Source organism: Nocardioides bruguierae (assembly GCF_023554635.1).
GTDB classification, from domain to species: domain Bacteria; phylum Actinomycetota; class Actinomycetes; order Propionibacteriales; family Nocardioidaceae; genus Nocardioides; species Nocardioides bruguierae.
Window position 1 is genome coordinate 1 of record NZ_JAMJPH010000034.1, and the last position, 26,902, is coordinate 26,902.

Sequence of the window (26,902 nt, forward strand, 5' to 3'; positions counted from 1 at the left end):
GCGGGACACCGTCCGCGACAAGCCTCCGGATCAGAGCCCAATCCTCCATCGAGATCACCCATCCAATCTGTCTGGGTGGCCCCGTTTTCGACCGTCGTTCTGGCCCCAGATTGGAGCGTCGTCGTCAGTTGAGCACGTTTTTCTGCAGCAGGGAGAAGAAGCTCTCCATGCTGGCGTTGTCCCCGGCTCCGTAGGAGCGGCCCATCGAGCCGACCAGGCCGTTGTTCACCAGGAGCCGTTGGGTGCGCTTGGCTCGAAATTGACCGCCTCGGTCCGAGTGACACACCGTCTCATCGGGTGAGCGCAGGGCGATGGCGTTCCTCATCGCCGCCCGGTCCAGGGAGGACTTCATTCGTGAGTCGATGGAGTAGCCCACGATCTTGTTGGAGAAGACGTCCTTGATCGCGCAGATGTAGAGCTTCCCTTCTCGTGTGGGGTGTTCCGAGATGTCCCACAGCCGAGATGTCCCACAGCCACACCTTGTTCGGGGCGTCGGCGACGAACTCGTGGCGGACCACGCCGTGCTCGTCGACCACGGCCAGGAGGTCGTCGTGGGGCGCGGGGCCGCTCGAGCCGGCCTTGCTGCGCTTCTTGTGGTGCGACGCGGTGATCCCGGCGATCCGGCACAGCCGGTGCACACGGTTCTCACCGACGGTGATGCCGTGCTCGAGGTCGAGCTCGTCGGTGAGGAACCGGTAGCCCAGCGTGGCGTCGTCGGCATGCAACTCGTAGAGGATGTCGATGAGGTGGGCGTCGTCCCAGTCCCGCCGGCACACCGGGTCTTTGAGCCACTTGTAGTACCCCTGAGTCGAGAGCCCCAGGACCCTGCACGCCACCGCGACCGGCACCCTGATGCGAGCACCGGTCGCGGCCATCTCACGGACGAGCGGGAAAACTATTTTCCCGGCAGGTTCGCCTGGGACAGGTAGGCAGCCGCGCGACGCAGGACCTCGTTCTCCTGCTCCAGGAGCCGGATCCGCTTCTTCGCCTCGCGCAGCTCGGCACGGTCGGCATCGGTCAGACCGGGACGGTGACCGTCCTCGACATCGGCCTTCTTCATCCAGTTCGCCAGCGAACCTTCAGAGATGCCGAAGTCCTTCGCGATCTGAGACAGCGGAGCCTGGCCCTTGCGGGCCACGGCCACGACGTCGTCGCGGAACTCCTTGGGATAAGGCTTTGCCACGGGGACATCCTTCCAGCGAGGACAGATCCTCACAGGTCAGGTATCGACCAGACTCGGGGCAGACCCGACTGCTGACCGGCGGCGCGGGCCAGCCGCGCGTCGATGCCGCGCGCCTTCGCCTCGGCGGTCGGCCGGTCGCGGCCCCCCGAGGTGTCGGCGCGGGCGCCGTCCAGGCCGGTCCAGCGCAGCCGCCAGTAGGTGCCCGCGCGGGCCGGGGCGAAGACCGCGACGCGGCCGACCCGGCTGACCGGCTCGGGCCGTCGACGGGCCGTCATCGCGGCCGCCCCGCCAGCCGGCCAGTCGCCGGCCGGCCGGGGGACGCGGAATCCCCCGCCCGGCGGATCCCAGAGTTCCGGGGGAACTCGGGGGAAATCCGGGCGAGGGATTCGCGTTTGCGCAGGTCAGGGGCGGTGAGGCCCCCCTTGCTCAGATGTCGTAGTAGAGCTCGAACTCGTGCGGGTGCGGCCGCAGCTGCACGGGCAGGATCTCGTTCTCGCGCTTCCACTCGATCCACATCTCGATGAGGTCCTCGGTGAAGACACCGCCCTCGGTGAGGAAGGCGTGGTCGTTCTCGAGGGCCACGAGCACGGCGTCGAGGGAGGTCGGGACCTGGTCGATCTCGGCCTTCTCGTCCGGCGGGAGCTCGTAGATGTCCTTGTCGATCGGAGCGGGCGGCTCGATCTTGTTCTTGATGCCGTCGATGCCGGCCAGCAGCAGCGCCGAGAAGGCGAGGTACGGGTTGGACGACGGGTCGGGGAAGCGGGTCTCGATGCGCTTCGCCTTGGGGTTGGTGCCCGTGATCGGGATACGCACGGCCGCGGAGCGGTTGCGCGAGGAGTACACCAGGGAGATCGGGGCCTCGAAGCCCGGCACCAGGCGGTGGAAGGAGTTCACCGTGGGGTTGGTGAACGCCAGCACCGAGGCTGCGTGCTTCAGGATGCCGCCGATGTACCAGCGGGCCATGTCGGACAGGCCGCCGTAGCCCTTCTCGTCATAGAAGAGCGGCTCGCCGTTCTCCCAGATCGACTGGTGGACGTGCATGCCCGAACCGTTGTCACCGAAGACGGGCTTCGGCATGAAGGTGACCGACTTGCCGGCCTCCCACGCGGTGTTGCGGACGATGTACTTGAACTTCATGACATCGTCGGCAGCCTTGAGCAGCGTGTCGAACTTGTAGTTGATCTCGGCCTGGGCCGCGGTGCCGACCTCGTGGTGGGCGCGCTCGACGAGCAGGCCGACCTTCTCGAGGTTCTTGACCATGTCGTCACGCAGGTCCTGCGTGCCGTCGGTCGGCGTGACCGGGAAGTAGCCACCCTTCTGGCGGACCTTGTAGCCGCGGTTCGGGGAACCGTCGGGGTCGGTGTCCGCGCCGGAGTTCCAGACACCCTCGAAGGACTCGACCTTGTAGAAGGACTCGTTCATCCCGGTGGAGAACTTCACCGAGTCGAAGATGAAGAACTCGGCCTCGGGGGCGAAGTAGGCGGTGTCGCCGATGCCGGTGGTGGCCAGGTAGGCCAGCGCCTTGCGCGCGATGTTGCGCGGGTCGCGGGAGTAGGCCTCGCCCGTGATCGGGTCGTGCACGAAGTAGAGCAGCGCCAGCGTCTTCGACTTGCGGAACGGGTCGATGTAGGCCGTGGAGATGTCCGGGTACAGGGCCATGTCGGACTCGTTGATGGCCTGGAACCCGCGGATCGACGAGCCGTCGAACGCCATGGGGTCGAGGTTGAACGACGACACCGGCACGGTGAGGTGCTGCATGATGCCGGGGAGGTCGACGAAGCGAACCGAGACGAACTCGACGCCCTCGTCCTTGATGAACTGCATCAGCTCATCGTCACTGCTGAACATACGTCCTCCTGTGGCTGTCCGTTCCGAGGGCAGCCGACCATACGTATAGGGAGTGGACAGCCCGTGGCGCCGTTGCCACCGACGATTGGGCCCAACCCTACGAGCGGGACCGTTTCGTGACCGTATCGGTTGTGTGTCACGGATGTAACAGCCCGTTTCAGGTCAGGTGCGGCCCCCGCCGTCGCGGTCGAGCACCGGCCTCACTCTAGGGTGAGGGGCGTGCACCTTGGGTTCGAGACCGCCACGTGGCCACGTCGGATGCTGGCCCTGGCGGTCGACTGGATCGCCTGCCTGCTGGTCACGGGCATCTTCATGCCGGTCTACGGCGCCAACGCCTCCCAGGCGTCCGGCTTCGTCGTGCTCGGCGTGTTCGTGCTGGAGTCCGCCGTCATGTGTGCCACCGCGGGTGGGTCGTTCGGTCAGCTGGTCACCCGCCTGCGCGTCGTCAGGGCGGACGGCGGCGGGCGACCCCTCGCGCTCCTGCCGGCGATCGGTCGCCAGCTGCTGGTCGCGCTCGTCATCCCGCCGCTCGTGTTCAAGCCCGACGGCCGGGGCCTGCACGACCTCGCGGTCGGCTCCGCCGTCGTCGAGCTCGGCACCTTCCGCTCGATCAGCGGACGTTGACGACCGTTCACCGAGACGGGTCGACGCGCACCCGTCAGGGTGTGGTGGTCGTGACCGGATCGTTGCCTTTTGCAGCAGCTGTCGTGCAGCCCGGCCGGTAGCGTCCCGCGAGGCCTCCGGGTGGCCGCTCTCGGTGCTGCCCCGTGGCCGTTCGGACCACCACACAGACGGGACCACCGTGAACCACCGCACCACCCTGCCCCTGCGCGCAGGCGCGCGACGCCCGGCCCTGCGGGCCCTGGCCGCTGCCGCCGTCCTGCCTCTCGCCCTGACGCTGACCGCCTGCTCCGGTGGCAGCGAGTCCGCCGAGGACGCCGCTGAGCCGGCCTCCGCCACCGCCAGCCCCGGCGCCGAGGAGACGGCCGAGGCCGTCGCTGAGGTCGAGGAGTCCACGTCGCCCGAGCAGGAGCTCGCGGCGGCCACGAAGGAGCTGAAGGCGGCCGTGCCCAGCAGCGTGCGTGCCGACCTCACGCTGTACTACTCGCCGGAGTGGAGCGGCACGGTGCTGCTCGCCGGCAAGGGGGCGGCCACGCGTGCCTCCGGGGTCGTCACCGGCATGGAGGACGTCGATGGTGAGGTCGGTTTCCGGGTCGCGGACGGGACGTTCTACGCCCTCCCCCCGACGTCCGAGCCCGCCTGGACCTCCTCGGCGCTGGACTCGGCGACGGTGCAGGGCTCCGAGTTCCTCGTCTCCGTCGACGTGCTGGGCCAGCTGCGGGCCGTGGCCGCCACCGCGGACTCCGTCTCGGACGAGGGCAGCAACGTGATGACCATCGGGGACGACCTGGTGACGGTCCACCAGTGGCGGTTCACGGCCCCGGGCGCGGCGGTGATGGACGCGATCGGGTACGTCGCCGCCGACGTCGCCGAGATGGTGGACGACGAGGTCAGCGCGACCGTGGGCTACGACCCGCGGGGCCGCATCGTGTGGGTCGAGTCCGACGTGGTCGGCGCGACGTCCCGCTTCCAGCTCTCGGGCTGGGGCAAGGTCACCCCCGAGCCGGCCCCGGCCAACGCCTTCAAGCTGGACTGAGGTGCCGACGATGAGCACGCGCCCGCTGCGCCGCACCGGACTGGCCACCGCCTCCGTCCTCCTGCCCCTGGCTCTCGTGCTGTCCGCCTGCTCCGGCGGCAGCGAGTCCGCCGAGGACGCCGCAGCGCCGACGTCGGCCTCGGCCGGCGCCGAGGAGACGACCGAGGTCGTCGCCGAGGTCGAGGAGTCGCGCTCGCCCGAGCAGCTGCTGGCAGAGGCGAAGAAGCAGCTGAAGGCGTCGATCCCTGCGAACGCCCACTACTCGGGCTCCTACGTCGAGGGCGGCGTGCAGAGCTTCGTCGAGGTCGACGTGCAGGGCACCGGGTCCGACGCGCGCGTGGCCGTCGTCCTGGACCCCACCGGGGACGCCACGGAGGTCACTCGCGTGGGCGACACCCTCTACCTGCGGGCGCCGGAGTCCCAGGGTGTCTGGGCGTCGACCTCCCTGAGCGGGGCCACGGGAGCCGACCTGCTGCCGCCGATCACGATCTTCAACGGCAGCGCGATCACCACGGCGACCGCGCAGACCGCCTCCGCCGTCGTCGACCACGGCGCCACGACCGACACGATCGACGGGAAGGCCGTCCAGGTCCGGGAGCTGGAGCTCACCAGCACCTGGGAGTCGATCCTGAAGGTTGCCGGGCCGGCCGGCACCCTCCGCGCCTCCGGCCTCAGTGGTGAGGTCACCGTCTACGTCCACCTCGACCGGCGCGGCGACCTGGTCAGCGTGACGCTCCAGGACGCCGGCCAGGTCGTGAGCCTGTACGCCTTCCGGGCCGGCAAGGTCACCGTGGACGCTCCCGCGGGCGCGGTCGCCGTCGACTGAGGCGACCCGCCCGGCACCGTCCCACACGACGAAGCCCCCGTACTCGCTCGGAGTGCGGGGGCTTCGTCGTCGCCCACGAGGGGCGGGAGGTGCGGGGGAGTGGCTCAGCGGCCGCGCATGTTGCCGCGCATGCCCTTCATGGACGTCGGCACCGGGCCGCGCGGCATGGGGACGGCGGGGCGGCTGGCGTCGAGGGCCTTGAGCCGGTTCAGCACGGCGGTCATCTCGGCCGGCTTGAGCGCGCGCTTCTTCTTCTGCAGCACGCCGACCAGCTTCGGCAGCGGGGTCTGACCGGCCTCGCGGCCGACGACGATCTCCTCGACCGGCACCTCGTAGGCCACGCGCTCGTGCTTCTTGCGCTCGTTGGCCAGCAGCGCCTTGAGGCGGCTCGGGTTGCCCTCGCCGACCAGGACGATGCCCGGGGGGCCCACGACGCGGTGGACGACGTCCTGCTGCTTGGTGAAGCCGACGGCCGGGGTGGTCACCCAGCCCTTGCGGAGCATGGTGAGCGCGGCGGCGGCCGCGCCGACCTGGCCCTCCATCTGGGCGTAGGCCGAGGTCTGCGCACGGCGGCTGAAGATGATCAGCGCCGTGAGGATGCCGAAGATCAGGCCGCCGAGGACGCCGAAGATCCAGTCCAGCACGCCCGAGCCGGGCAGCAGCCAGAACAGGCCGAAGCCGATCGCGCCGCCGACCACGAAGCCGAGCAGCAGCCACAGGCCGATCAGCGGGTCGTTGCGCTTGGTGACCTTGTAGGTCTCGATGAACTGCTTGATCCGGCCCATCGACGCCGGGTTCGTGTTGGCCATCTGGTGGCGTGCCTCGCTCGTCGTCTTCCTCCCGGCGCCGGGTCCGGCGCGGGCTCGGCGCGGGGCCTCGTCCGACCCCGAGCGGGAGGAGAGGCTGCGCCGACGTTCGATCTTACGTCAGGGTGGGGCGGTTCAGCCCGCGGTGGTCGGCTCCTGCACGGCACCCTCACGGACGCCGGCGGCCGGGCCGCCGAGCTGCACGTCGTGCTCGCCCCGCGCGGCCATCGCCTGCTGGTAGAGGCGGCCGGCGCGGTAGGAGGAGCGCACGAGCGGGCCGGACATGACGCCGGAGAAGCCGATCTCGTCCGCCTCGTCCTTGAGCTCCACGAACTCCTGCGGCTTCACCCAGCGCTCGACGGGGTGGTGGCGCTTGGAGGGCCGCAGGTACTGGGTGATGGTGATGAGCTCGCAGCCGGCCTCGTGGAGGTCGACGAGCGCCTGGCTGACCTCCTCGCGGGTCTCGCCCATGCCGAGGATGAGGTTCGACTTGGTGACGAGGCCGAAGTCCCGGGCCTGGGTGATGACGTCCAGCGAGCGCTCGTAGCGGAACGCGGGGCGGATGCGCTTGAAGATGCGCGGCACCGTCTCCACGTTGTGCGCCAGCACCTCGGGGCGGGACTCGAAGACCTGCGCCAGGAGGTCGGGCTTGCCGTTGAAGTCGGGGATCAGGTTCTCGACGCCGGTGCCCGGGTTGAGCTCGTGGATCTGGCGGACCGTCTCGGCGTACAGCCAGGCGCCGCCGTCCTCGAGGTCGTCGCGCGCGACGCCGGTGATCGTCGAGTACCGCAGCCCCATGGTGCGCACGGACTCGGCGACGCGGCGGGGCTCGTCACGGTCCAGCGGGGACGGCTTGCCGGTGTCGATCTGGCAGAAGTCGCAGCGTCGGGTGCACTGCTCGCCGCCGATGAGGAACGTGGCCTCGCGGTCCTCCCAGCACTCGAAGATGTTGGGGCAGCCGGCCTCCTGGCAGACGGTGTGCAGACCCTCGCCCTTCACCAGCCCCTGGAGCTCCTTGTACTGCGGGCCCATCTTCGCGCGGGTCTTGATCCACTCCGGCTTGCGCTCGATCGGGACCTCGGCGTTGCGGGCCTCGATGCGGAGCAGCTTGCGACCGCCGGCGTCCACGTTGGCCGAGGACGACGGCGCGGGGCCGCACCCGCCCCCGGCGCGGGGGGTGGTGCTCGTGGAGGGCGTGCTGGCGGGGGTGCTCGGTGCCTGCGTCACGTCTCCCAGCCTACGTGCCGCGTGTCCGCCCACCGAACCAGGCGGACCTCGAACGTCCGTCTACAGGTGTCGGATACGGCTCAGACGTCTCGCCGCCGGTGGACGAGCACCGACGCAGCGCCGACGACGACCACCCCGAGGCCGGTGTACAGACCGCCCTGGACGGCCCCCACGGTGCGTTCCGGGTCGCAGCCGGGCAGCCTGCCCCGCACCTCGCCGTAGGAGGTGTAGCACTCACGGTCGAGGCCCACGTCGACGTAGTAGCTGGCGCTGCCCTCGACCAGCGCGGCGATGTTCGTGACCGGGTCCCAGCGGCTGGACTCCGAGAACAGGCCCGCGGCGGCGACCAGGCCGCCGGTGCTCACCGCGAGGGCGAACAGCACCGCGATGGTGGCCACCGTGCTGCGGAAGAGCATCGCGAGCGCGAACCCCAGCAGGGTCGCCAGCGCCGCGGCGACGGCCGTGCGGGCCACCTGGGCCCAGCCGTCGGCCACCACCGCGTCCGGCACGGGCAGGTCGCGGCTCGAGGCGAGCAGCAGGAGGCCTCCCCAGAGCGCGCCGAGCAGCACCGCGGAGACGACGAGGCCGGCGACGCCGACGACCAGCGCCTTGGCCAGCCAGACGCGGGTGCGGCGCGTCTCGTAGAGCAGCTGGTTGCTCATCGAGCCGGTGCTCCAGTCGTGGCCCGCGAACGTGGCGCCCATGAGGAGCAGCAGGAGGACGACGAAGACCGTGCACGCGATGAAGCCGTTGCCGAGCTCGGAGGCGACGTCCAGCGTCGGGCGGCCGGAGTACCAGCCGAGCACCAGCTCCTCGCAGGTCCGGGCAGCCTCGTCGGCGTCGAGCCCACGGGCACGCGGACCCAGGTAGCGGCGGGGGTGGGCGGTGCACTGGTCGATCTCCGAGACCACGTAGGTGGTCTGCCTGACCTCCGCGACCTCCTCGTCGCTGACCGGTCGCGTGTCCCAGGCCGTCACCGTGAACGTGAACGCGGTGACCACGACGGCGCCCAGCACCAGCAGCAGCACGGCACGTCGCCACCGCAGCCGGTCGACCTCGGCGCGCAGCAGGGGCAGCCACGAGCCGTTCATCGCGCGGCCCCGCCCTGCCCGGCGCCCGACCAGTCCGGCGGCATGTCCATGCCGGGGCCCTGCCCGGCGGTCACCTCCAGGAACAGGTCCTCGAGGTCGCGCTTGACCGGGGCCAGGGACGCCAGCCAGGTGCCCGCCTCGCCCAGGGTGCGGGTGACGACCGCCGGGTCCTCCGCGGTGACCAGCAGGCTGCCGTCGTCCTGGACCTCGCAGGGCAGGCCCGCGGACGTGAGGACGCCGGCGGCGGACCGCGCCGCCTCGTGGGTGCCGGCCTCGTGCGTGCCCGGCGTGAGGGTGACCCGGTGCCGGGTGACCGCGCCGAGGAGGTCCTCGACGCGCCCGGAGGCGAGCAGCCGACCGCGGCCGACGATGGTGGCCGAGGAGCAGACCTGCTGGACCTCGGCGAGGATGTGGCTGCTCAGCAGCACGGTGACGCCCTGCTCGCCCAGGCCGGTGATGGTGTCGCGCACCTCCCGGATGCCCGCGGGGTCCAGCCCGTTGGTGGGCTCGTCGAGGATGAGCAGGGCCGGGTCCTTCAGCAGGGTCGCCGCGATCGCCAGGCGCTGCTTCATGCCGAGGGAGTAGCCCTTGTAGCGGTCCTTCTCGCGCCCGGTGAGCCCCACCGTGGCCACCGCACGCTCGACCCGCTCGTCGGGCACGCCGATGGAGCGGGAGAGCAGGCGCAGGTTCTGCCGGCCGGTCAGGTTGGGGGAGAACTTCGGTGACTCCACGACCGCGCCGACGCGGCCGATGACCGCGGGCAGCCGCGCGGGCACCTCCTCGCCGAACAGCCTCATCGAGCCGGACGTGGGGCGGGCCAGCCCGAGCAGCATGCGGATGGTCGTGGTCTTGCCCGAGCCGTTGGGCCCGAGGAAGCCGTGCACCCCGCCGGCGGGGACGAGGAGGTCGAGGTCCGCGACGGCCACGTGGGTGCCCTTGCGGCCGCGGTAGACCTTGCGCAGGCCGTGCGTCTCGATGACGGGAGCGCCCGTCGCGGGTGCGGTGGTGGTCACCAGCGCAGCGTGGCACGCCTCACGTGCATACCGGGTATGCCGCGCCGAGGTGTCCAGATGTCCCCTGCGGGACGGTGCCTGGGCCGATCAGGCGGACGAGCCCGGGCGCAGCACCTCGACGCGGGGCACGCCCCCGGGGGCGCACGGGGCAGGCGGACCCGCGTCCGGGGTGGGCTCGTACGGCTGCCAGGCCAGCATCTCGGCCAGCCGCTCGCGCAGCACCGGGAGCAGCTCGTGGACGCTCACGTCGCGGTCGAGCTCGGAGGAGAGCGAGGTGACCCCGGCGTCCGCGATGCCGCACGGCACGAACCGGTCGAACCAGGCCAGGTCGACGTCGCAGTTCACCGCGATGCCGTGCATCGTCACGCCGTGGGAGACGCGGATGCCGATCGCGCCGACCTTGCGCTCCGGGCCGCGCTCGGAGGCCGACAGCCAGGCGCCCGAGCGGCCGTCGACACGGCCGGCCACCACGCCGAGGTCGGCGCACGCGCGCAGCATGGCCTCCTCCATCCGACGGACGAAGTCGACGACCAGCACGTGGTCGGGCAGGCGGACGATCGGGTAGGCCACCAGCTGGCCGGGGCCGTGGAAGGTGATCTTGCCGCCGCGGTCGACGTCCACGACGGGTGCGCCGCCGGCGTCCACCGGACGCTCGTGCGGCTCGGTGCGCTTGCCCGCGGTGAACGTGGGCGGGTGCTCGAGCAGGAGCACGGTGTCGGGCCGCTCGCCGGCCACGACCTCCGCGTGCACGCGACGCTGGAGCTCCCAGGCGTCGAGGTAGCCGACCGCCTCGTCGCCGAGGCCCGCGACCTCGAAGGCGACCTCGCGGCCGGGCGCGGTGGTCGTGCTGGCCAGGGCGTCGGTGCTCATGAGCGCAGACGATACGCCTGTGGACGACGGCCGCCGACCCCGTCGTCGCGGGTAGGACGAGGGGGTGCACCCGACCGAGACGCACCACCGCGCCCCGTCCACCCGCCCGCCCTCGACCCGCCTGCTCCCGCCGCGCTCCCTGCCGCTGCCGCTCCTGGTGGGGCTGGGCGCGCTCGTCGTCGCGGTGACGACCGTGGCGCTCGCCGTGGGACTGCGCCTGCTGGGCGTCGGAGCGACCACGCCCAGCCCGGTCGTCGCGCCGTCGGCCACGACCACGCCGGTGGCCAATACCAGCGAGGACCGACGGGCCCTGGCCCTGCTGCGTGGCTGGGACCGTCGCCGCGCCGTCGCCTGGGCCGCCGCCGACCCGGTGACGCTCGAGCGGCTCTACACGCGCGGGTCGCCCACGGGCAGTGCGGACGTGGCGATGCTGCGGGCCTGGCAGGACCGGGGGCTGCGGGTCGCCGGGCTGCGCACCCAGGTGCTGAGCGTCTCGGCGCTGCGGGTCTCGCCGCGGCTCGTGCGGCTGCGGGTCACCGACCGGGTCGCCGCCGGCTCCGTGGAGCGGATCGACACCGGGGAGGCGACCGGTCAGTCGCTGCCGACCAGCCGCCCCAGCACCAGCGTGGTGACCCTGGTGCGCGGAGCGGGGGAGTGGCGGGTGCGCGGGGTGCGCTGAGCCAGGGCCCGCCCGGTGTCAGCCTGTGTCGTGCTGCGTCAGTCGGCGGCGGCCAGCCCGGCGGCCAGCACCGCCGCGACGTCGGGGTCGCGGTGCGTGAAGCCGAGGGCCTCGAGCGCGGCGGGTCGCAGGTTCAGCGAGCCGAGCAGCTCGGGCGCGAGGCGACCCGCGGCCACCTTCATCACCGGAGCCGGGGCGAAGACCACCGCGGGCCGGTGCAGCGCGTGCGCGAGGGCGCGGGTGAACTCGGCGTTGGTGGGTGTCACGGCGCTGACCAGGTTGACCGGGCCCGAAGCCTGCTCGTGCTCGGCCAGGTGGACGACGGCGTCGACCCAGTCGCGCAGGGAGATCATCGCCATGTGCTGCTCGCCGGAGCCGAGCCGGGCACCCAGCCCCAGGGAGAAGAGCAGGCGCAGCTGCGCCAGCGGGGCGCTGCGCCGGTCCATCACGGGGGAGGTGCGCAGGCGGACGACGCGGGCGCCGGCGTCCTCGGCCGGCTGGGTGGCTGCCTCCCACTGGCGTGCCACCTCGGTGAGGAACGCGTGCCCGCGGCTGTCGGAGGCCTCGGTCAGCACGGTGTCGCCGTGGTCGCCGTAGATGCTCACGCCGCTGCCGGCCATGAAGGCGGGCTTGCGGTCGCTGCGGGCGATCGCCGAGGCGAGCAGGCGGGTCGTCGTCACCCGGCTCTCGAGCACCGCGTCGGCCCACTTCTGCGAGTGCGGGTTGCCGATCAGCGGCGCCCCGGCCAGGTTCACCACCACGTCCGCCGCCTCGATCAGCGCCGGGGGGTAGACGTCCCCGTAGGGGTCCCACGACGCCTCGCCGGGCTCCTGCGTGGGGTGTCGGACGAGGTGGGTGACCTCGTGCCCCCGGGCGCGCAGCCGCTCGGTCAGGTGCGTGCCGAGGAAGCCGGAGGCGCCGGCGATGACCACGTGCAAGCTCATGCTCGCAGCGTGCCACCGCCGGCGCCCCGGTCAGGTCACCCAGCAGGTGCGCGGGCCCATCGGCCCGGGCGTCAGCCCGCCAGGTGCGACCAGTCCCGGGAGAGCTCCGACCACGGGCCGGCGGCCGCCACGGTGCCACCGGCGACGACCACGACCTGGTCGGCCCGGGCCAGCGCCGCCGTCTTCGACGTCGCACCGATCACCGTGGCGCCCCGCTCGCGCAGGGCCTCCCACAGCTCGATCTCGGTCGCGGCGTCCAGGGCGGAGGACACGTCGTCGGCCAGCAGCACCTCGGCCTCGCACGCGAGCGCACGGGCCAGCGCGAGGCGCTGCACCTGCCCGCCCGAGAGCCGGACGCCGCGGTGGCCGACGAGCGAGTCCGGTCCGCCGGCCTCGGCGACGTCCCGCTCCAGGCGAGCCGTGGCGACGGCCGGGGCGACCTGGCGGTCGGCGTGGTCCAGGGCGATGTTGCCGGTGAACGTGCCCGACAGGACGCGCGGCACCTGGGCCACGTGCGCCATGCGCCCGGGCCGCAGCTCGGTCTGGCGGTCGGTCAGCGGCGTGCCGTTCCAGGTGACCTGCCCGGTGGAGTGCACGAGCCCCGCGAGCGCGCCCAGCAGGCTGGACTTGCCCGAGCCGACCTGTCCCAGCAGCAGCACCAGCTCACCGCGGCGCACCGTGAGGTCGACGCCACTGACGCCGATCGTGCCGTCGTCGTGGACGGCGGTCAGGTCACGCACCTCCAGCTCGGTCAGCCGGTCCGTCACGCCGTGGGCGGGGGCAGGCGCGGCGCCGGTGATGAGGTCGACCCCGGCAGGCTGGTCCATCAGGTCCCCGCCGCCGGCCAGCCGGCTGGTCTCGCGGTACCACGCCGCCGTCCCCGGTGCCTCGGTCACGACGGAGCCGGCGACCCGGCCGAACCAGTCGAAGCCGTTGACCGCGTTCGCCACGAGCAGGGCCGTGGCCAGGCCCCAGCCGCCCCAGACGTAGGCGGCCCAGGCGGCCACGATGCCGCCCTGCACCATGACGATCGGGACGCCGTCCAGCAGCGCCTGCACGCGGTGCTCGCGCACCGCCGCGTCGACGCGGCCGGAGTCGACCTTCTCCAGGTGCCGGTGCACCTGCGGCGTGGCTGCCGCGAGCTTCACGGTGCGGATCGACTCCAGCGCCGAGACCAGGGACCGACCGAAGCCGGCCCGCGCGGCCGAGGAGGCGGCGGCCGAGCGGCCGGCCACCCGACGTCCGAAGGACGAGGCGACCGCCGAGACCACCATGACCGCGAGCAGCACGAGGCCGGTGAAGACGTTCCACGACAGCACCATCGTCACGACCACGATCGCCAGGCCGTTGACGAAGTCGACCCAGCGGTCGGCGTAGCGGGCCAGGCGGTCGGCGTCCATGGCGCGCGCCACCGCCTCGCCGGGCGGGGTGCGCAGCAGGCGGTGCTGCGTGGTCTGGCCGTGCAGCACCGAGCCGCGCACGCGCATCATCACCGCGACCCACCAGCGCGGGTAGACGCCGAAGGCGTGGGCCAGCAGGAACGGGGAGACCATCAGCGAGGCGACCAGCGCGACGAGCAGGAGCCAGGGGGACGCCCCGCCCTGGAGGTCGGTGACCAGGTGGCCCCAGATCCAGGCGGTGACGACGCCGAAGGCGCCGGTCATCGCGGAGACCGCGAACAGCAGCATGCCGAACAGGCCCCACTGCGGCTCGATGGTCAGCGCCGACCAGGTCGCCCGCGCCAGGCGGGGGACCGGGGCGACGGCCGGCGGCTCCGGGGCGACGCCGACGCGCCGCGCGGTGCCGATGCCCGGCGTGCCGTCCTCGTCCGCGGTGCCCGAGTCGGCCGCGACCCGGGCCGCCTCCGCGGCCCCGGCGGCGTCCGGCTGGGCGTGCGCGGCGGCCTCCAGGAGGTCGCGGAACGGGCCCGGCTGCTCGGCCAGCACCGTGCGCGGGCCGTTCTGCACGACCGTGCCGGCCTCGAGGACCGCGACCTGCTCGGCGCGCTCGGTGGTGGACAGACGGTGCGCGATGAGGATGCCCGTGCGGCCCACCAGCAGCCGGTCCGAGGCGCGCACGACGCGGGCCTCGGTCACCGGGTCCATCCGGGCCGTGGCCTCGTCGAGGACGACGACCTGGACGTCGCGGACCAGCAGGCGCGCGAACGCCACCAGCTGCTCCTCTCCGGCCGACAGCGTGGCGCCGCCTGGGCCCAGCGGGGTGTCCAGGCCCTGCGGGAGGCCGGCGACCCAGCCGTCCAGCGCGAGCTCGGCCACCGCGGCCTCGACCTCGGCGCGGGGCACGTCCGAGAACAGGGCGATGTTCTCCGCGAGCGTGCCCGCGAGGATCTCGGTGCGCTGGGTGACGACGCCGACGCCGGCACGCAGCTGCTGGAGGTCCAGCTCGAGCACGTCGCGCCCGCCGAGCAGCACCGAGCCCGGCTCGGGGTCCAGCGCGCGGGAGACCAGCGAGGCCAGGGTCGACTTGCCCGAGCCCGTGCGGCCCACGAGGGCGCAGGTCGTGCCGGCGGGCACGGTCAGGTCGACGTCACGCAGCGCGAACGTGCCGGTGCCGTAGGAGAAGTGCAGGCCGCGCAGCTCCAGGGAGAGGGAGCCGTCGGGCACCGGGTCGCCGCCGTCCGGCTCCGGCGCCACGGACATCAGGTCGCGCAGGCGGATCACGGCGCCGAAGCCCGCCTGGAGGTCCGGCAGGTGCCGGGCCAGCTGGTCGACCTGGCCGACGAAGGTGGTGGTCACCAGGAACAGCGTCACCAGCGAGGCCGTGGACAGGTCGCCGGCCAGCACCAGGGCCACACCGACCACGCCCACGCCCGCCAGCAGGCCGTGCAGCAGGCCGCCCGAGCGACGCCCGACCCGCTTCTCCAGCGAGACGATCGAGGCGAAGCGGGCGTGCACGGTGGCGGCCAGCTCCGAGCAGCGGCGCAGCACGTGCGCCTGGCCCAGGCTGGTGCGCAGGTCGTCGCGCGCGGCGACGCCCTCCTCCATGGCGGCGGCGTGGTCCGTCCACGCCATCTCCTCCAGCACCTTGCGGCGCGAGATCTCGGGCAGGAGGCGACGCACGGCCGCGAACGTCACGAGGGCGGTGAGCGGGAACAGGAAGAACGCGGGCCACCAGGTGACGGTCGCGACCACCCACAGCGGCCCGGCCGCGAGGAACGTGGCGGCGGCCTGCCAGACGCCCTGGCGCAGCAGGTTGCCGACCTCCCAGGTGTCGTCGTCCAGGCGGTCGTAGATCTCGCCGACGGCCTGCTCGGAGAGCTCCGGCAGGGGCTGGGAGATGGCCGCCTGGAGGAGGTCCGCGCGCAGGCGGCCCTCGGCCCGGTCGACGACGCCCGCCCAGGCGGTGCGGGCGATCGTCTGGACGACGGCCGCGCCCACGGCGGCCAGCGCCAGCAGGGACAGCCAGCCCGTGGTGGGGTCGTCGGCCAGGCGGCCGGCGAAGACGGTGGACAGGGAGGTGCCGACGGCGGCGACGAACGCCCCGACCAGGCACACGAGGGCCAGCGGGGAGCGGAGACGGCGCCAGTCGACCGGACGACGCCCGGCCGGGGGTGTGGGCCGGGTGGGAGCGGAGGAGGGAGCGGTAGCGGGGGGTGCAGTCATGGTCACGATGAGCCGAAGGTACGACGAACCACCGACGTGGCGCCTCTTCATTTACCTGGGCGCCCTCCGGGCGCATGCCCTCGCGCTTGTACCCCTGCTCTTCGCTCGGAGCCCCGGCGCCGACGTTCGCTGCGCTCACGGTCGTGACCTCGCCATCCTCGTGGCAGAACAGGCGTCGCGCTCGGACGCCTCATGGGTCCGGAACGACCGAGTCCCCAGGGGCACACGCGATGTGTGCCGCTGGGGACCCGTGTCAGCCTGCTAGGTCAGCTCAGACCTCGAACGCGCCGCTCTCGAGGCGCTTCTTGACCTCCGAGAGGAAGCGGCCGGCGTCGGCGCCGTCCACCAGGCGGTGGTCGTAGGTCAGGGCCAGGTAGACCATGTGGCGCACGGCGATGGTCTCGCCGAGGTTCGGGTCGTCGATGACGACCGGACGCTTCACCACGGCACCGGGGCCGAGGATGGCCACCTGCGGCTGGTTGATGATCGGGGTGTCCCACAGGGCGCCGACCGAGCCGAGGTTGGTGATGGTGAAGGTGCCGCCCGACAGCTCGTCGGGGCCGATCTTGTTCGTCCGGGTGCGGCCCGCGACGTCGCCGATCTTCTTGGCCAGGCCCGCGATCGACAGGTCGCCCGCGTCCTTCACGACCGGGGTGAGCAGACCCTTGTCGGTGTCCACCGCGAAGGCGACGTGCTCCACGTCGTGGTAGGTCACCTCGCCGGCCTCGTCGTCGATGGTCGCGTTCAGCTTCGGGTGCTGCTTGAGGCTGTCCACGGCCGCCTTGGCGAAGAACGGCAGGAACGAGAGCTTGACGCCCTCGCGGGCCAGGAACTCGTCCTTCTTCGCGGTGCGCAGGCGGGCGATGTTGGTGACGTCGACCTCGACGACCTGGGTCAGCTGCGCGGAGGTGTCCAGGGACTCCTTCATGCGCGTGGCCACGATCTTGCGCAGACGCGACATCTTCTCGGTCGTGCCACGCAGCGGCGACGGCGTCACCGGGACGCCGGCGGCGGCCGGTGCCGACGGGGCAGCGGCGGCCGGGGCGGCGGGTGCCGGCGCGGCCGCGGCGGCCTTCGCCTTCTCCGCCGCGTCGAGGACGTCCTGCTTGCGCACGCGACCGCCGACACCGGAGCCGGTGACCGACGCGAGGTCGACACCGTGCTGCGCGGCGAGCTTGCGCACGAGCGGGGTCACGTAGGTGCCGGAGGAGTCCGAGGACGCGGCGGGGGCAGCGGGCGCGGCCGGGGCGGCCGGCTTCGGGGCCTCGGGGGCCGGAGCAGCCTTCGGGGCCTCGGGTGCGGGGGCCGGCTCGGGCTCGGGCTCGGGGGTGGGCTCCGGCTCGGGCTCGGGCTCGGGCTCCGGGGTGGGCTCCGGCTCGGCCGGGGCGGCGGAGCCGTCACCGATGAGGGCCAGCTCGGTGCCGACCTCGACGGTGTCGTCCTCGTTGACCTTGATCTCGAGCAGGGTGCCGGCGACGGGCGAGGGGATCTCGGTGTCGACCTTGTCGGTGGAGACCTCGAGCAGGGGCTCGTCGACCGCGACCTCGTCACCGACCTGCTTGAGCCAGCGGGTGACGGTGCCCTCGGTGACGGACTCGCCCAGCTCGGGCAGGGTCACCGGGGTGCCGGAACCACCGGAGCCACCGGACGCGGCGGGCGCCGCCGGGGCGGGCTCGGGCTCCGGCTCGGGAGCGGCCTCGGGCTCGGGCGCCTCCTCCGCGGCGGGCTCCTCGCTCGGGGCGGGGGCGTCGTCGCCGCCGGTGGGGGCCTCGCCCTCCTCGCCGATGAGCGCGAGCACGGTGCCGACCTCGACGGTGTCGTCCTCGTTGACCTTGACCTCGAGGAGCGTGCCGGCGACGGGCGAGGGGATCTCGGTGTCGACCTTGTCGGTGGAGACCTCCAGCAGGGGCTCGTCGACGGCGACCGTGTCGCCCACCTGCTTCAGCCAGCGGGTGACGGTGCCCTCGGTGACGGACTCACCCAGTTCCGGGAGGTTGACTTCGGTAGCCAATTCGATTCCTTCGCTCGCGGTTTCGTGTCGGTGCTCGCGGGTCCGTGCGCGTCGCGCGGGTCCGGTTGCCACAGGGTCGTGCCAGGCTCAGTTGTTCCCGATTGTTCACCCGTAGCGCAACGTGTCGCGCGGCGGGGTCCGCCCAGCGAACAGGTGGTCGGAGTGCGACCGCGATGCACCGCTGGGCGAACAGTATCGAGAGTTGGTTTCGGATGTCGGACGGGGCTGCGGCGCGTCGGCAGAAGTCCGAGGGCGGACCCGGCCGGGCGTCTCAGCCATGGACGTGCAGCGGCTTCCCGGCGAGCGCGAGGTGCGCCTCGCCCAGCGCCTCGGACTGGGTCGGGTGGGCGTGCACCAGCGGTGCCACGTCCTCGGGGTGGGCCTCCCAGCCGACGATGGCCTGCGCCTCGCCGACCAGCTCGCCGACGCGCTCGCCGACGAGGTGGACGCCGACCACCGGCCCGTCGACCCGGCGCACGAGCCGGACGTGCCCGGAGGTCCGCAGGATCTGGCTCTTGCCGTTGCCGGCCAGGTCGTAGGTCTGGGTCTGCACCGCGTCGTCCCCGTAGCGCTCGCGGGCGGCGGCCTCGGTGAGGCCGACCGACGCCACCTCGGGGTGGGAGTAGGTGACCCGCGGGATGGTCTCCTCGACCACGGGTGCGGGGGAGAGCCCGGCGAGCTCCTCGGCGAGGAAGATGCCCTGGGCGAAGCCGCGGTGGGCCAGCTGGAGCCCGGGCACGATGTCTCCGAGCGCGTGGACGCCCGCGACGGAGGTGCGGCACCGCTCGTCGACGGTCACGTAGCCGCGCTCGGTGGCGACGCCGACGTCCTCCAGGCCCAGCCCGGCGGTGGCGGGCCGACGGCCGACGGCCACGAGCAGCACCTCGGCCTCCAGGACCTCACCGCCCTCGAGGGTCACCGCCACGCCGTCGTCCGAGCGCTTCACGCTCTGGAAGGTCTCCCCGGTGCGGGAGGTGATGCCGCGCTTGCGGAACGCACGGGCCAGGGCGGCCGAGCTGGAGGGCTCCTCGGCGGGCAGCAGGCTCGGAGCGGCCTCCACGATCGTGACCTCGGCGCCGAAGGAGCGCCAGGCGCTGGCCATCTCGCAGCCGATCACGCCGCCGCCGAGCACGATCGCGGACGTGGGCACGCGGTCGAGGCGCAGCGCCTCGTCGGAGGTGAGGACGTGGGTGCCGTCGACCTCGATGCCCGGCAGCACGGTGGGCGCCGACCCGGTGGCCAGGACGACGGCCCGGCCGGTGAGCGTGGTGCGCTCCTGCTCGCCGTCGACCGTGCGGACGACGGTGACCTCACGGGGGCCCGTCAGCGTGCCGCGTCCCTCGACGACGGTGATGCCGCGGCTGCGGACCAGGCCGGTGAGGCCGGCGAAGAGGCGGGCCACCACGCCGTCCTTGTAGGCGTGCACCCCGGCCATGTCGACGCCGTCGAGCGTGGCCAGCACGCCGAAGGAGGAGGCGTCGCGCGCGGCGTCGGCGACCTCGGCGGCGTGCAGCAGCGCCTTGGTGGGGATGCAGCCGGCGTGCAGGCAGGTGCCGCCGACCTTCGCCTCCTCGACCAGCGTCACGCTCAGGCCGAGCTGGGCCGCTCGGAGGGCGCAGGCGTAGCCCGCAGATCCTGCTCCGAGGATGAGCACGTCGACGTCGGTCCCGGTCACACCTGTCCTTCCCCACGAGACGCCTCGTTGCGTCCGTGCGCCGCCATCCTGCCACCTCACGGGCGGCTGTCCACCTGCCTCCGGGGGGCGCGTCGGGACGGTCCTGCTCCGTGGCCTGGGTCGCACAGGGCACACTGGTGAGCATGGGAATCCTGGACCGCTTCCGGCGCGGCCCGCGCACGAGCGCCCCCGCTCGTGACGGCTTCCGCACCGGCTCCACCCGCGTGCGTGCCTCGGACGCGGCCGACGTCGAGCACCTGCAGGCGTGGATGGAGCCCCGGCACGGCGTCGAGGGGTTCGTCGAGCCGCGCACGTCGGTCAGCGACGTCACGCTCCTCCTGGTCGCGCACGACGGCGAGTGGACGCGACGCCGCGTCCCGTCCGTGAAGTGGGCGCACGCCTTCTGCAACGACCACCGGGTGCCGTCCTACGACGCGGCCGTCGTGGGCGTGCCGCAGCGGATGCGCGAGTACAACCGCCGCTACCGGGAGCAGCAGAAGCGGGGCTGAGCCGCCGGCTCAGCCCGCCAGGTTGCGCGCCACGTCCACGAGCGTGGCCGTGGAGAAGCCGGTGCCGCCCGCGGTGACGTGGCCCGAGGTGGCCGAGGCGAACGACGGGCCGGCGATGTCGAGGTGCGCCCACGGGGTGGTGCCGACGAACTCGCGCAGGAACGCGGCGGCGAACAGGCCGCCGCCCCACCGCACCCAGTCGTGCTGGGCGAGGTCGGCGATCTTCGAGGACGTGACGCGACCCTTCATCTCCTCGGGGATCGGCATGTGCCACATCGGCTCGCCGGCGGTCTCGGAGGCCTCGAGCACCTGCGCGACGACGGCGTCGTCACCGAGCACGCCCGCGACCTTGTCGCCGAGCGCCAGGACCATGTGGCCCGTGAGCGTCGCGACGTCCAGGACGAGGTCGGGCTCCTTCTCGATCGCCCGGCCGAGCGCGTCGGCCAGCACGAGGCGGCCCTCGGCGTCGGTGTTGGTCACCTCGACGGTCTTGCCGCCGTAGGTGGTGAGCACGTCGCCGGGGCGCATCGCCGCGCCGGAGACCATGTTCTCGGCCATCGGGGCGAAGCACGAGACCTGCACCGGCAGCGCGAGCTCGGCGATCGCGTACGTGGCGGCGACGACGGTGGCGGCGCCGGCCATGTCGGACTTCATCTCCTTCATGGACGCGGCGGGCTTGATGGTGAGGCCGCCGGAGTCGAAGGTGATGCCCTTGCCGACGAGCGCGAGGTGGGCGACCGGCTTCTTCGGGGTGTAGGTGATCTCCACCAGCCGCGGGGCGGCCGCGGAGCCCGCACCCACGCCGAGGATGCCGCCACAGCCCATCTCCACCAGCGACGCCTCGTCGTGCACGGTGACCTTCACGGTGGCGCCGCGACCCTTGGTCAGCGGCTGCCCGGCGGCGACCACTGCGTCGGCGAAGGTCGGCGGGGTCAGGTCGCCCGGGGGAGTGTTCACCCACGAGCGCACCTGCTCGGTGGCGCGCAGCACGACCTGCGTCTCCTCCACCAGCTTCTGGGACTCCTTGCGGCGGGCCAACGGGGTCAGCACGACGACCTGGCCGGGCGCCTCGTCCGTGCGGGCGGCCGACTTGTAGTCGGTGTAGGTGTAGCCGCCCAGCTGCCACCCCTCGACCACGGCGCGCAGCAGGGCCGGGTCGTCGGCGGGCAGGGCCAGGGCGACGCTGGCGCAGTTGGTCACCACGCGCGCCGCGCCACCGGCCGCGCGGCGCAGGGCGGCCGGGCCGGCGTCCTTGCCGAGGCCGACCAGGACGAGCTGCGGGCTGCCGATCACGCCGTTGGTCGGCACGCGCACGACCTCGCCGGCCTCGCCCTTGAGCCCCAGCGAGGCGAGCATCGGGTCCAGCTTGCGGCCGTAGGCCTTGGCCACGTCCTCGCCGCCCGCGGCCAGCGCGACGGCGGGGCCGGACTTGCGGCGCCCCGAGGGCGAGGCGGGCACCAGGCCGACGACGACGGCGTCGGCCTTGGTCTTGGCGGGGCTGGCGGCACGGAGGAGGAAGGACGGGCTCACGCGGGCCAGGCTAACCACACCTGACGCCGGGTCGGGTGGGGACGGGGCCGGGCACGGCCGATCGGTGAGGCGTTCGGGTAGGTTCCGGGCCATGTCGCTGCTGACCTCACCCCTGCACGAGCGCCACGTCGCGCTGGGCGCCAAGCTCGGCGAGTTCGGCGGCTGGTCGATGCCCCTGGAGTACGCGGCCGGCGGCGTGGTGGCCGAGCACACCGCGGTGCGCGAGGCCGTCGGGATCTTCGACGTCAGCCACCTCGGCAAGGCGACCGTCTCCGGCCCGGGCGCGGCCGACTTCGTCAACGCCTGCCTCACCAACGACCTGGGCCGCATCGTCCCGGGCCAGGCGCAGTACACGCTGTGCTGCGACGAGAGCGGCGGCGTCGTCGACGACCTGATCGTCTACCTGCACTCGCCCGAGCACCTGCTGCTCGTGCCGAACGCGGCCAACACCGCCGAGGTCGTGCGCCGCCTGCGCGAGGCGGCCCCCGCCGGCGTCACCGTCACCGACGAGCACCGCGACCACGCCGTCCTGGCCGTCCAGGGCCCCGCCTGCGACGCCGTCATGGTGGGCGCCGGGCTCCCCGTGGGGCACGACTACATGAGCTTCGTGACCGCCAGCTTCGCCGACACCGACGTGGTCGTCTGCCGCACCGGGTACACGGGCGAGCGGGGCTACGAGGTCATCGCCCCCGTGGCCGTGGCCACCCGGCTCTGGGACGCCCTCGTCGAGGCGGGCACCGAGCACGGCCTGCGGCCCGCCGGCCTCGGGGCTCGCGACACGCTGCGCACCGAGATGGGCTACCCGCTGCACGGCCAGGACCTGTCGATGGACATCACCCCGGTGCAGGCCCGGTCGGCCTGGGCCGTCGGGTGGGACAAGCCGACCTTCTGGGGCAAGGAGGCGCTGGCCGCCGAGCGCGCCGCCAAGCCCGCCCGCGTCCTGCGCGGCCTCAAGGCCGTGGGACGCGGCATCCCGCGCGCCCACATGGAGGTCTCCCACGAGGGACGCCCCGTCGGGGAGATCACCTCGGGCACCTTCAGCCCCACCCTGCGCACCGGCATCGGCCTGGCACTCGTGGCCGCGGACGTGCCGGCCGACGCCCGGGTCAGCGTCGACGTCCGCGGTCGCACCCTGGAGTTCGACCTGGTCAAGCCGCCGTTCGTCGAGACCGGCGTCCGGGGCTGACGTGCTGCCGGCGCTGCCGCCCGCCCGGGAGTCGGCCCTCCGGGACCCCGAGCCCGTCGCCCGCCCGTGGTCGTGGCGGTTGCTCGACGACGCCGGGGAGCCCGCGACCTCGGCACCCCGTGACCGGGAGCGGAACGGGAACGGGGACGGTGAGCCGGAACCCGGGGACGCGGTGAGCGACGTGCCCGCCGGGTTCCCCAGCCGGGGTGACGCCGAGACGTGGCTCGGCAACGCCTGGCGCGGCCTGGCCGCCGCCGGGGTGGCCTCCGTCGTCCTGGTCCAGGAGGGCCGCGAGGTCACGAGGCTGGTGCTGGGCAAGGTCTGAGCCGGGGCCGGTCCAGTCCGCCCGCGGGACCTTGGTCATCCCCGCAGGGGGTCTTCTCAAACGGTTGCAACCGGTGCCGATGTGAGCAGCATCATCCCTGCTCGCGATCGGACCCCCATGCGCTCGTCACGTCCGCGCTCGTCCCGCCGACCCTGGGCGCTGCGCGCCCCGCGGGTCCGCTCCGTCCTGGCAGGCCTCCTGGCCGCCGCCACCACCGCGGCCGGCGTGGTGGCCCTGCCGACCGCTGCCTCGGCCTCCGTGCCGACCTGCGCGTCCGCGGGCCTCACCGTGACCAGCCTGGGCGGCCCGAACTTCTACATCGGCTCGGGCAGCACGCCGTCCTTCCTCTCCGGCTACACCGGCTACCGGGTGCTGAACGCCTCCGGCGCCCCGCTGGACGACCTGTACGTGACGCTGGGCGACTTCACCGGCGGTGCGCTCGACCTGGCCGCCGGGCAGGCGCCGACGCAGCGGGTGGGCGACCTCGCGGACGCCGGCGACGGCGAGCGGTTCTGGTACCTCACCGCCTCCGGCGCGAGCGCGCTGGCCCAGCAGCACACGGTCACGGTCTCCCAGCACCGTCCCGGCCTGCCCTCCTCGTCCGTGCTGTGCACGACCAGCGGTGGCTTCACCCAGGTCGCGCAGACGACCTCGGCCAACGCCAACAAGGTCGAGACCGTCACCGTCGACGGCGGCACGCCGACCATCGGCTCGACCTTCACCGTCACCGTCACCGGCACCACGGGCACCATCGGCGCGGGGGTCACCGGCGACAGCCAGTCGTTCTGGATGACCCCCTCGGTGGACGCGGCGTGGCCGGCGGACGCCTTCCGGCTGGTCGGCACCGAGCTGACCATGTCGCCCGACGGCTCGGCGCCCGCGGTGACCTGGACCAACACGCTGCGCCTGGCCGACCTCGGCGCCTCGGCGCGCCCCTACACAGCCGTCTACACCTTCCGCGCCGTCGGCTTCACGCACGCGCCGGCCACGGTGCGTCCGGTGCACCAGATCGCCTCGGGCAACCTGATGAAGTACACCGGCTCCTACCCGGCCTCCCTGCCGCCGATCACCCCGCCGGACAACGACCTGACCGCGGCGGCGACCGCCGACCCGGCGACGCTGCCGACCGGTGGCGGCACCACCACCGTCACCACCGCCGTCGCCGGCACCGCCGGCGCCGAGCTCGACGAGGTCGGCCTGACGCTGCCCGACGGGGCGAGCGTGGTGCCCGGCACCGCCACCTGGTGCGGCGAGCCGGTCGGCGACCCCGAGCTGGTCGACGGCGTCTGGGTCGTGACCGGCCCCTTCGTCCTCATGCCCGGAGGCTGCGACTTCGTCGTGGACGTGCTGCTCGACGGCACCCCGGGCGACCAGGACATCACGGTCGAGCCCACCGTCGGCGACAGCATCGTCGGCACCAGCACCGACGTCGTCGACGGCTCCAACGCCGCCGGCGTCACCGTCGAGGTGAACACCCCGCCGGTCACCGTGCCGCGCACCGTGGTGGTGGACCCGGGCGGCTGGGCCTCGGTGCCGCTGCACCTCCTGGCCTCCGACCCTGACGGCGACCCGCTGGTCCTGACCGACGTCGAGCAGCCCCTCGACGGCACCGCCTTCTGGGACCCGTCCGGGATCGACTACCTCGGCGACCCGCTGCCCGAGGGCGACCCGGTCGGCTACACCGTCTCCGACGGCCGCGGCGGCACCGCCACCGGCACGCTGCTGGTGCTCCCGTTCGGTGCGACGCCGACGGCCGCGCCGCAGACCATCACCGTGGAGCCGGTGCCCGACCAGCTGGTCGGCGACGAGGTCCTCGTCCGCGCCACGGCCACCTCCGGCCTCCCGGTCGCCCTGGCGACCACCACCCCCGAGACCTGCTCCGTCGTCGACCACGGCGACGGCACCGCCACCGTGACGGCGCTCGCCGAGGGCGAGTGCGTCCTGGTGGCGACCCAGGACGGCGACGAGGACTGGGCGGCCGCGACGCCGGTCGAGGTCCCCGTGACCGTCACCCGGGCGCCGCAGGTGCTCACCCTGGACGGCGCCCTCCCGACCGGGCTGGAGCCGGGCGGGGAGGTGGACCTGTCCGTGCTCAGCGACGCCGGCCTGCCCGTCGGCTGGACCAGCCTGACCCCGGAGGTCTGCACCGTCGACGAGGCCGGCCACGTCGTGACCCTGGCTGCGGGCACCTGCCGGCTCGAGGCCTCCCAGCCCGGCGACGCCGCGCACCTGCCGGCCGAGCCGCTGGTGCTCGTCCTCACCGTGACCGGAGCGGCCCAGCCGCAGGTGGTCACCGCCTCGGGCCCGGCCCAGGTGCGCGTCGGTGGCACGGCGACGGTGCTCGGCGAGGCCACCTCGGAGCTGCCCGTCACCTTCACCAGCCTCACCCCCGAGACCTGCTCGGTGGACGAGCAGGGCGCCGTCACGGCGCTCGCCGAGGGCGCCTGCGACATCGAGGTCTCGCAGGAGGGCGACGACGCCTGGCTGCCCGCCGAGCCGGTGGTCGTGCGTCTCGCCGTCGTGCCCCGCGACGCCCAGCTGCTCGGCCTCGGTGCGCCGGCCGTCGTCCTCGCCGGGCCCGCCCCGGTGACCGTCACGGCCACCAGCAGTGCCGGGCTCCCGGTCTCCTTCGTCGCCGCCGGCGCCTGCACCGTGCTCGACGTGACCCACGCCGAGGGGGCGAGCAGCGCGACGCTGTCGGTCACCGACCCGGGTGCCTGCGAGGTCGAGGCGCAGCAGCCGGGCGACGCCGACCACGCGCCGGCGCAGCCCGTCTCGGCCGCCCTCGACGTCGTCACCCCCGTCGACGACGTCCTCCGGGTGCCGGCCGGCACCACCGCCGCCGTGGTGGTCGACGTGCTCGACAACGACCCGGCCGGCCCCGTCCCGAGCCGCGTCGGCCGCGCCGAGCACGGTGCCACGGCCCTGCGTGCGGGCACCGTCACCTACCGGCCCCGCGCCGGCTACCGGGGCGCGGACGCCTTCACCTACACGGTCCGCGACGAGCAGGGGCGCACGGCGACGGCCACCGTCTCGGTCCGTGTGGCCAACGCGGCCCCGAGCCTGGTCGTCTCCGACGTCCGCCAGCCCGCCGGCACCACTCGCGCGGTGCGGCTCCGGGTGGCCGACCCGAACCGGGACGACGTGGTGGTCACCGCGGCCGTCGACGAGCCGGGCGTCACCGCCACCGTGCGTGAGGGCCGCCTGGTGCTCCGCGCCGGGCGCGAGGTCTCCGGCCACGTGCGGGTGCGGCTGACCGCGACGGACGAGGTGGGCGCGACCGCGTCCGCCGTGCTCGTCGACGTCGTCACCCCGCCGCGGGTGCGGGTGGCCAGCCAGCGCTTCGTGGAGGGTGCCGGCCGTGCCGACACCCGGGTCTCCTGGAGCCCGGCGCCCACCACCGACGCCCGCTACGAGGTCCTCGTCGACGGGCAGCGCGTGTGCGTGACCGCCGACCTCCTGTGCGACCTGGACCGGGTGCTCGGCCCCACCCACCAGGTGCGGGTGCGGGTGCTCGGTCGCGACGGCACCGCCTCGGGCCTGCGCACGGCGACGCGCACCGAGGGCTCGCGGGTGTGGATGGCGACGGTCTACTTCGACCCGGACGAGTGGGAGCTGACCGACGGCCAGCGCACCCGTCTGGAGAAGATCGCCCGCCGCATCGTCGCCCTCGGCTTCGGCCGCGCCTACGTCGAGGGCTACACCGACGCCGACGGTGACGCCGCCTCCAACCTGCGGCTCGCCCACGCCCGCACCGGCACGGTGGCCGCGCTGCTGGCCGGGCGCGGCATCGGCTCGGACCAGGCCTGGTTCGGCGAGGACGACCCGGTCGCCAGCAACGCGACGACCACCGGCAAGTCCCAGAACCGCCGGGTGGAGATCTACATCGGCTGGTGACG

At 73.6% G+C, this 26,902-nt stretch carries 20 protein-coding genes and 1 pseudogene; 8 read left to right on the forward strand and 13 right to left on the reverse strand.

The genetic code is table 11. The features are described from left to right. Positions 1–127: 127 nt before the first annotated feature. The 3 genes and pseudogenes from M8316_RS17925 to glnA all read right to left on the reverse strand — a co-directional run. Positions 128–1,183 (reverse strand): annotated as a pseudogene (locus M8316_RS17925) (IS3 family transposase); the annotation flags it as partial. A gap of 29 nt (positions 1,184–1,212) precedes the next feature. Next, entirely contained in the window at positions 1,213–1,458 is a 246-nt protein-coding gene (locus tag M8316_RS17930; RefSeq protein WP_250056898.1) for a hypothetical protein, read from the reverse strand. Positions 1,459–1,609: 151 nt separating this feature from the next. Beyond that, on the reverse strand, positions 1,610–3,031 hold the full coding sequence (gene glnA, locus M8316_RS17935) for a type I glutamate--ammonia ligase (RefSeq protein ID WP_250056900.1): 1,422 nt from the start codon (positions 3,029–3,031) through the stop codon (positions 1,610–1,612). A 219-nt stretch (positions 3,032–3,250) separates the two neighbouring features. Between glnA and M8316_RS17940 the strand changes: the two genes are divergently transcribed. The 3 genes from M8316_RS17940 (at position 3,251) to M8316_RS17950 (ending at position 5,514) form a co-directional block, all read left to right on the forward strand. After that, complete coding sequence (locus M8316_RS17940) at positions 3,251–3,655, forward strand: RDD family protein (protein WP_250056902.1); 405 nt, start codon at positions 3,251–3,253, stop codon at positions 3,653–3,655. A 178-nt stretch (positions 3,656–3,833) separates the two neighbouring features. Then, positions 3,834–4,688, forward strand: coding sequence for a hypothetical protein (locus tag M8316_RS17945; protein ID WP_250056905.1), 855 nt, complete (start codon positions 3,834–3,836; stop codon positions 4,686–4,688). A 10-nt stretch (positions 4,689–4,698) separates the two neighbouring features. Next, entirely contained in the window at positions 4,699–5,514 is an 816-nt protein-coding gene (locus M8316_RS17950) for a hypothetical protein (RefSeq protein WP_250056907.1), read from the forward strand. A 104-nt stretch (positions 5,515–5,618) separates the two neighbouring features. On the opposite strand, the gene M8316_RS17955 is transcribed toward M8316_RS17950, so the two are convergent. From M8316_RS17955 to lipB, 5 genes are all read right to left on the reverse strand, one after another. Continuing rightward, positions 5,619–6,323, reverse strand: coding sequence for a DUF4191 domain-containing protein (locus M8316_RS17955; RefSeq protein ID WP_250056909.1), 705 nt, complete (start codon positions 6,321–6,323; stop codon positions 5,619–5,621). Positions 6,324–6,455: 132 nt separating this feature from the next. Then, entirely contained in the window at positions 6,456–7,448 is a 993-nt protein-coding gene (gene lipA, locus M8316_RS17960) for a lipoyl synthase (RefSeq protein ID WP_250057128.1), read from the reverse strand. Between the two features lie 179 nt (positions 7,449–7,627). Next, a complete protein-coding gene (locus M8316_RS17965) occupies positions 7,628–8,638 on the reverse strand; it encodes an ABC transporter permease subunit (protein WP_250056911.1) in 1,011 nt (336 codons plus the stop codon). Next, positions 8,635–9,651 (reverse strand): ABC transporter ATP-binding protein, encoded by a 1,017-nt coding sequence (locus tag M8316_RS17970; protein WP_250056913.1) that lies wholly within the window; start codon positions 9,649–9,651, stop codon positions 8,635–8,637. Before M8316_RS17970 ends, M8316_RS17965 begins: the two co-directional genes overlap by 4 nt. Positions 9,652–9,738: 87 nt before the next feature. Then, entirely contained in the window at positions 9,739–10,521 is a 783-nt protein-coding gene (lipB, locus tag M8316_RS17975) for a lipoyl(octanoyl) transferase LipB (protein WP_250056914.1), read from the reverse strand. Between the two features lie 64 nt (positions 10,522–10,585). Between lipB and M8316_RS17980 the strand changes: the two genes are divergently transcribed. Beyond that, positions 10,586–11,200, forward strand: coding sequence for a hypothetical protein (locus M8316_RS17980; RefSeq protein ID WP_250056915.1), 615 nt, complete (start codon positions 10,586–10,588; stop codon positions 11,198–11,200). Positions 11,201–11,238: 38 nt separating this feature from the next. Here the strand turns inward: M8316_RS17980 and M8316_RS17985 are convergent, their stop codons facing one another. The 4 genes from M8316_RS17985 to lpdA all read right to left on the reverse strand — a co-directional run bounded on the left by M8316_RS17985 (position 11,239) and on the right by lpdA (position 19,453). Then, a complete protein-coding gene (locus M8316_RS17985) occupies positions 11,239–12,144 on the reverse strand; it encodes a TIGR01777 family oxidoreductase (protein WP_250056917.1) in 906 nt (301 codons plus the stop codon). Positions 12,145–12,215: 71 nt separating this feature from the next. After that, positions 12,216–15,767 (reverse strand): ATP-binding cassette domain-containing protein, encoded by a 3,552-nt coding sequence (locus M8316_RS17990; RefSeq protein ID WP_250056919.1) that lies wholly within the window; start codon positions 15,765–15,767, stop codon positions 12,216–12,218. Between the two features lie 271 nt (positions 15,768–16,038). After that, positions 16,039–17,778: a 2-oxoglutarate dehydrogenase, E2 component, dihydrolipoamide succinyltransferase gene (sucB, locus tag M8316_RS17995; RefSeq protein ID WP_250056921.1), complete on the reverse strand. Its 1,740-nt coding sequence runs from the start codon at positions 17,776–17,778 to the stop codon at positions 16,039–16,041. Positions 17,779–18,049: 271 nt separating this feature from the next. After that, the gene (gene lpdA, locus M8316_RS18000; RefSeq protein ID WP_250056923.1) at positions 18,050–19,453 is read right to left on the reverse strand and encodes a dihydrolipoyl dehydrogenase; all 1,404 of its coding nucleotides are present in this window, start codon (positions 19,451–19,453) and stop codon (positions 18,050–18,052) included. Between the two features lie 143 nt (positions 19,454–19,596). Between lpdA and M8316_RS18005 the strand changes: the two genes are divergently transcribed. After that, positions 19,597–19,962: a hypothetical protein gene (locus M8316_RS18005; protein WP_250056925.1), complete on the forward strand. Its 366-nt coding sequence runs from the start codon at positions 19,597–19,599 to the stop codon at positions 19,960–19,962. 9 nt (positions 19,963–19,971) lie between these two features. Here M8316_RS18005 and M8316_RS18010 read toward each other — a convergent pair whose 3' ends face one another. Continuing rightward, a complete protein-coding gene (locus M8316_RS18010) occupies positions 19,972–21,492 on the reverse strand; it encodes a leucyl aminopeptidase (protein WP_250056927.1) in 1,521 nt (506 codons plus the stop codon). A gap of 91 nt (positions 21,493–21,583) precedes the next feature. On the opposite strand from M8316_RS18010, the gene gcvT reads away from it, so the two are divergent. The 3 genes from gcvT to M8316_RS18025 all read left to right on the forward strand — a co-directional run bounded on the left by gcvT (position 21,584) and on the right by M8316_RS18025 (position 26,900). Then, positions 21,584–22,678 (forward strand): glycine cleavage system aminomethyltransferase GcvT, encoded by a 1,095-nt coding sequence (gene gcvT / locus M8316_RS18015; protein ID WP_250056929.1) that lies wholly within the window; start codon positions 21,584–21,586, stop codon positions 22,676–22,678. 172 nt (positions 22,679–22,850) lie between these two features. After that, positions 22,851–23,003 (forward strand): hypothetical protein, encoded by a 153-nt coding sequence (locus M8316_RS18020; protein WP_250056931.1) that lies wholly within the window; start codon positions 22,851–22,853, stop codon positions 23,001–23,003. Between the two features lie 117 nt (positions 23,004–23,120). Beyond that, a complete protein-coding gene (locus M8316_RS18025) occupies positions 23,121–26,900 on the forward strand; it encodes an Ig-like domain-containing protein (RefSeq protein ID WP_250056933.1) in 3,780 nt (1,259 codons plus the stop codon). Positions 26,901–26,902 lie beyond the last annotated feature (2 nt).

Excerpts from the sequence above, each read along its gene's own strand:
- M8316_RS17930 (WP_250056898.1), bottom strand. The coding sequence starts at position 1,458 with ATGACGGCCCGTCGACGGCCCGAGCCGGTCAGCCGGGTCGGCCGCGTC.
- M8316_RS17950 (WP_250056907.1), top strand. The coding sequence starts at position 4,699 with ATGAGCACGCGCCCGCTGCGCCGCACCGGACTGGCCACCGCCTCCGTC.
- M8316_RS17965 (WP_250056911.1), bottom strand. The coding sequence starts at position 8,638 with ATGAACGGCTCGTGGCTGCCCCTGCTGCGCGCCGAGGTCGACCGGCTG.
- M8316_RS18005 (WP_250056925.1), top strand. The coding sequence starts at position 19,597 with ATGGGAATCCTGGACCGCTTCCGGCGCGGCCCGCGCACGAGCGCCCCC.
- lipB (WP_250056914.1), bottom strand. The coding sequence starts at position 10,521 with ATGAGCACCGACGCCCTGGCCAGCACGACCACCGCGCCCGGCCGCGAG.
- M8316_RS17990 (WP_250056919.1), bottom strand. The coding sequence starts at position 15,767 with ATGACTGCACCCCCCGCTACCGCTCCCTCCTCCGCTCCCACCCGGCCC.
- M8316_RS18025 (WP_250056933.1), top strand. The coding sequence starts at position 23,121 with ATGCGCTCGTCACGTCCGCGCTCGTCCCGCCGACCCTGGGCGCTGCGC.
- gcvT (WP_250056929.1), top strand. The coding sequence starts at position 21,584 with ATGTCGCTGCTGACCTCACCCCTGCACGAGCGCCACGTCGCGCTGGGC.
- M8316_RS17985 (WP_250056917.1), bottom strand. The coding sequence starts at position 12,144 with ATGAGCTTGCACGTGGTCATCGCCGGCGCCTCCGGCTTCCTCGGCACG.
- glnA (WP_250056900.1), bottom strand. The coding sequence starts at position 3,031 with ATGTTCAGCAGTGACGATGAGCTGATGCAGTTCATCAAGGACGAGGGC.
- M8316_RS17955 (WP_250056909.1), bottom strand. The coding sequence starts at position 6,323 with ATGGCCAACACGAACCCGGCGTCGATGGGCCGGATCAAGCAGTTCATC.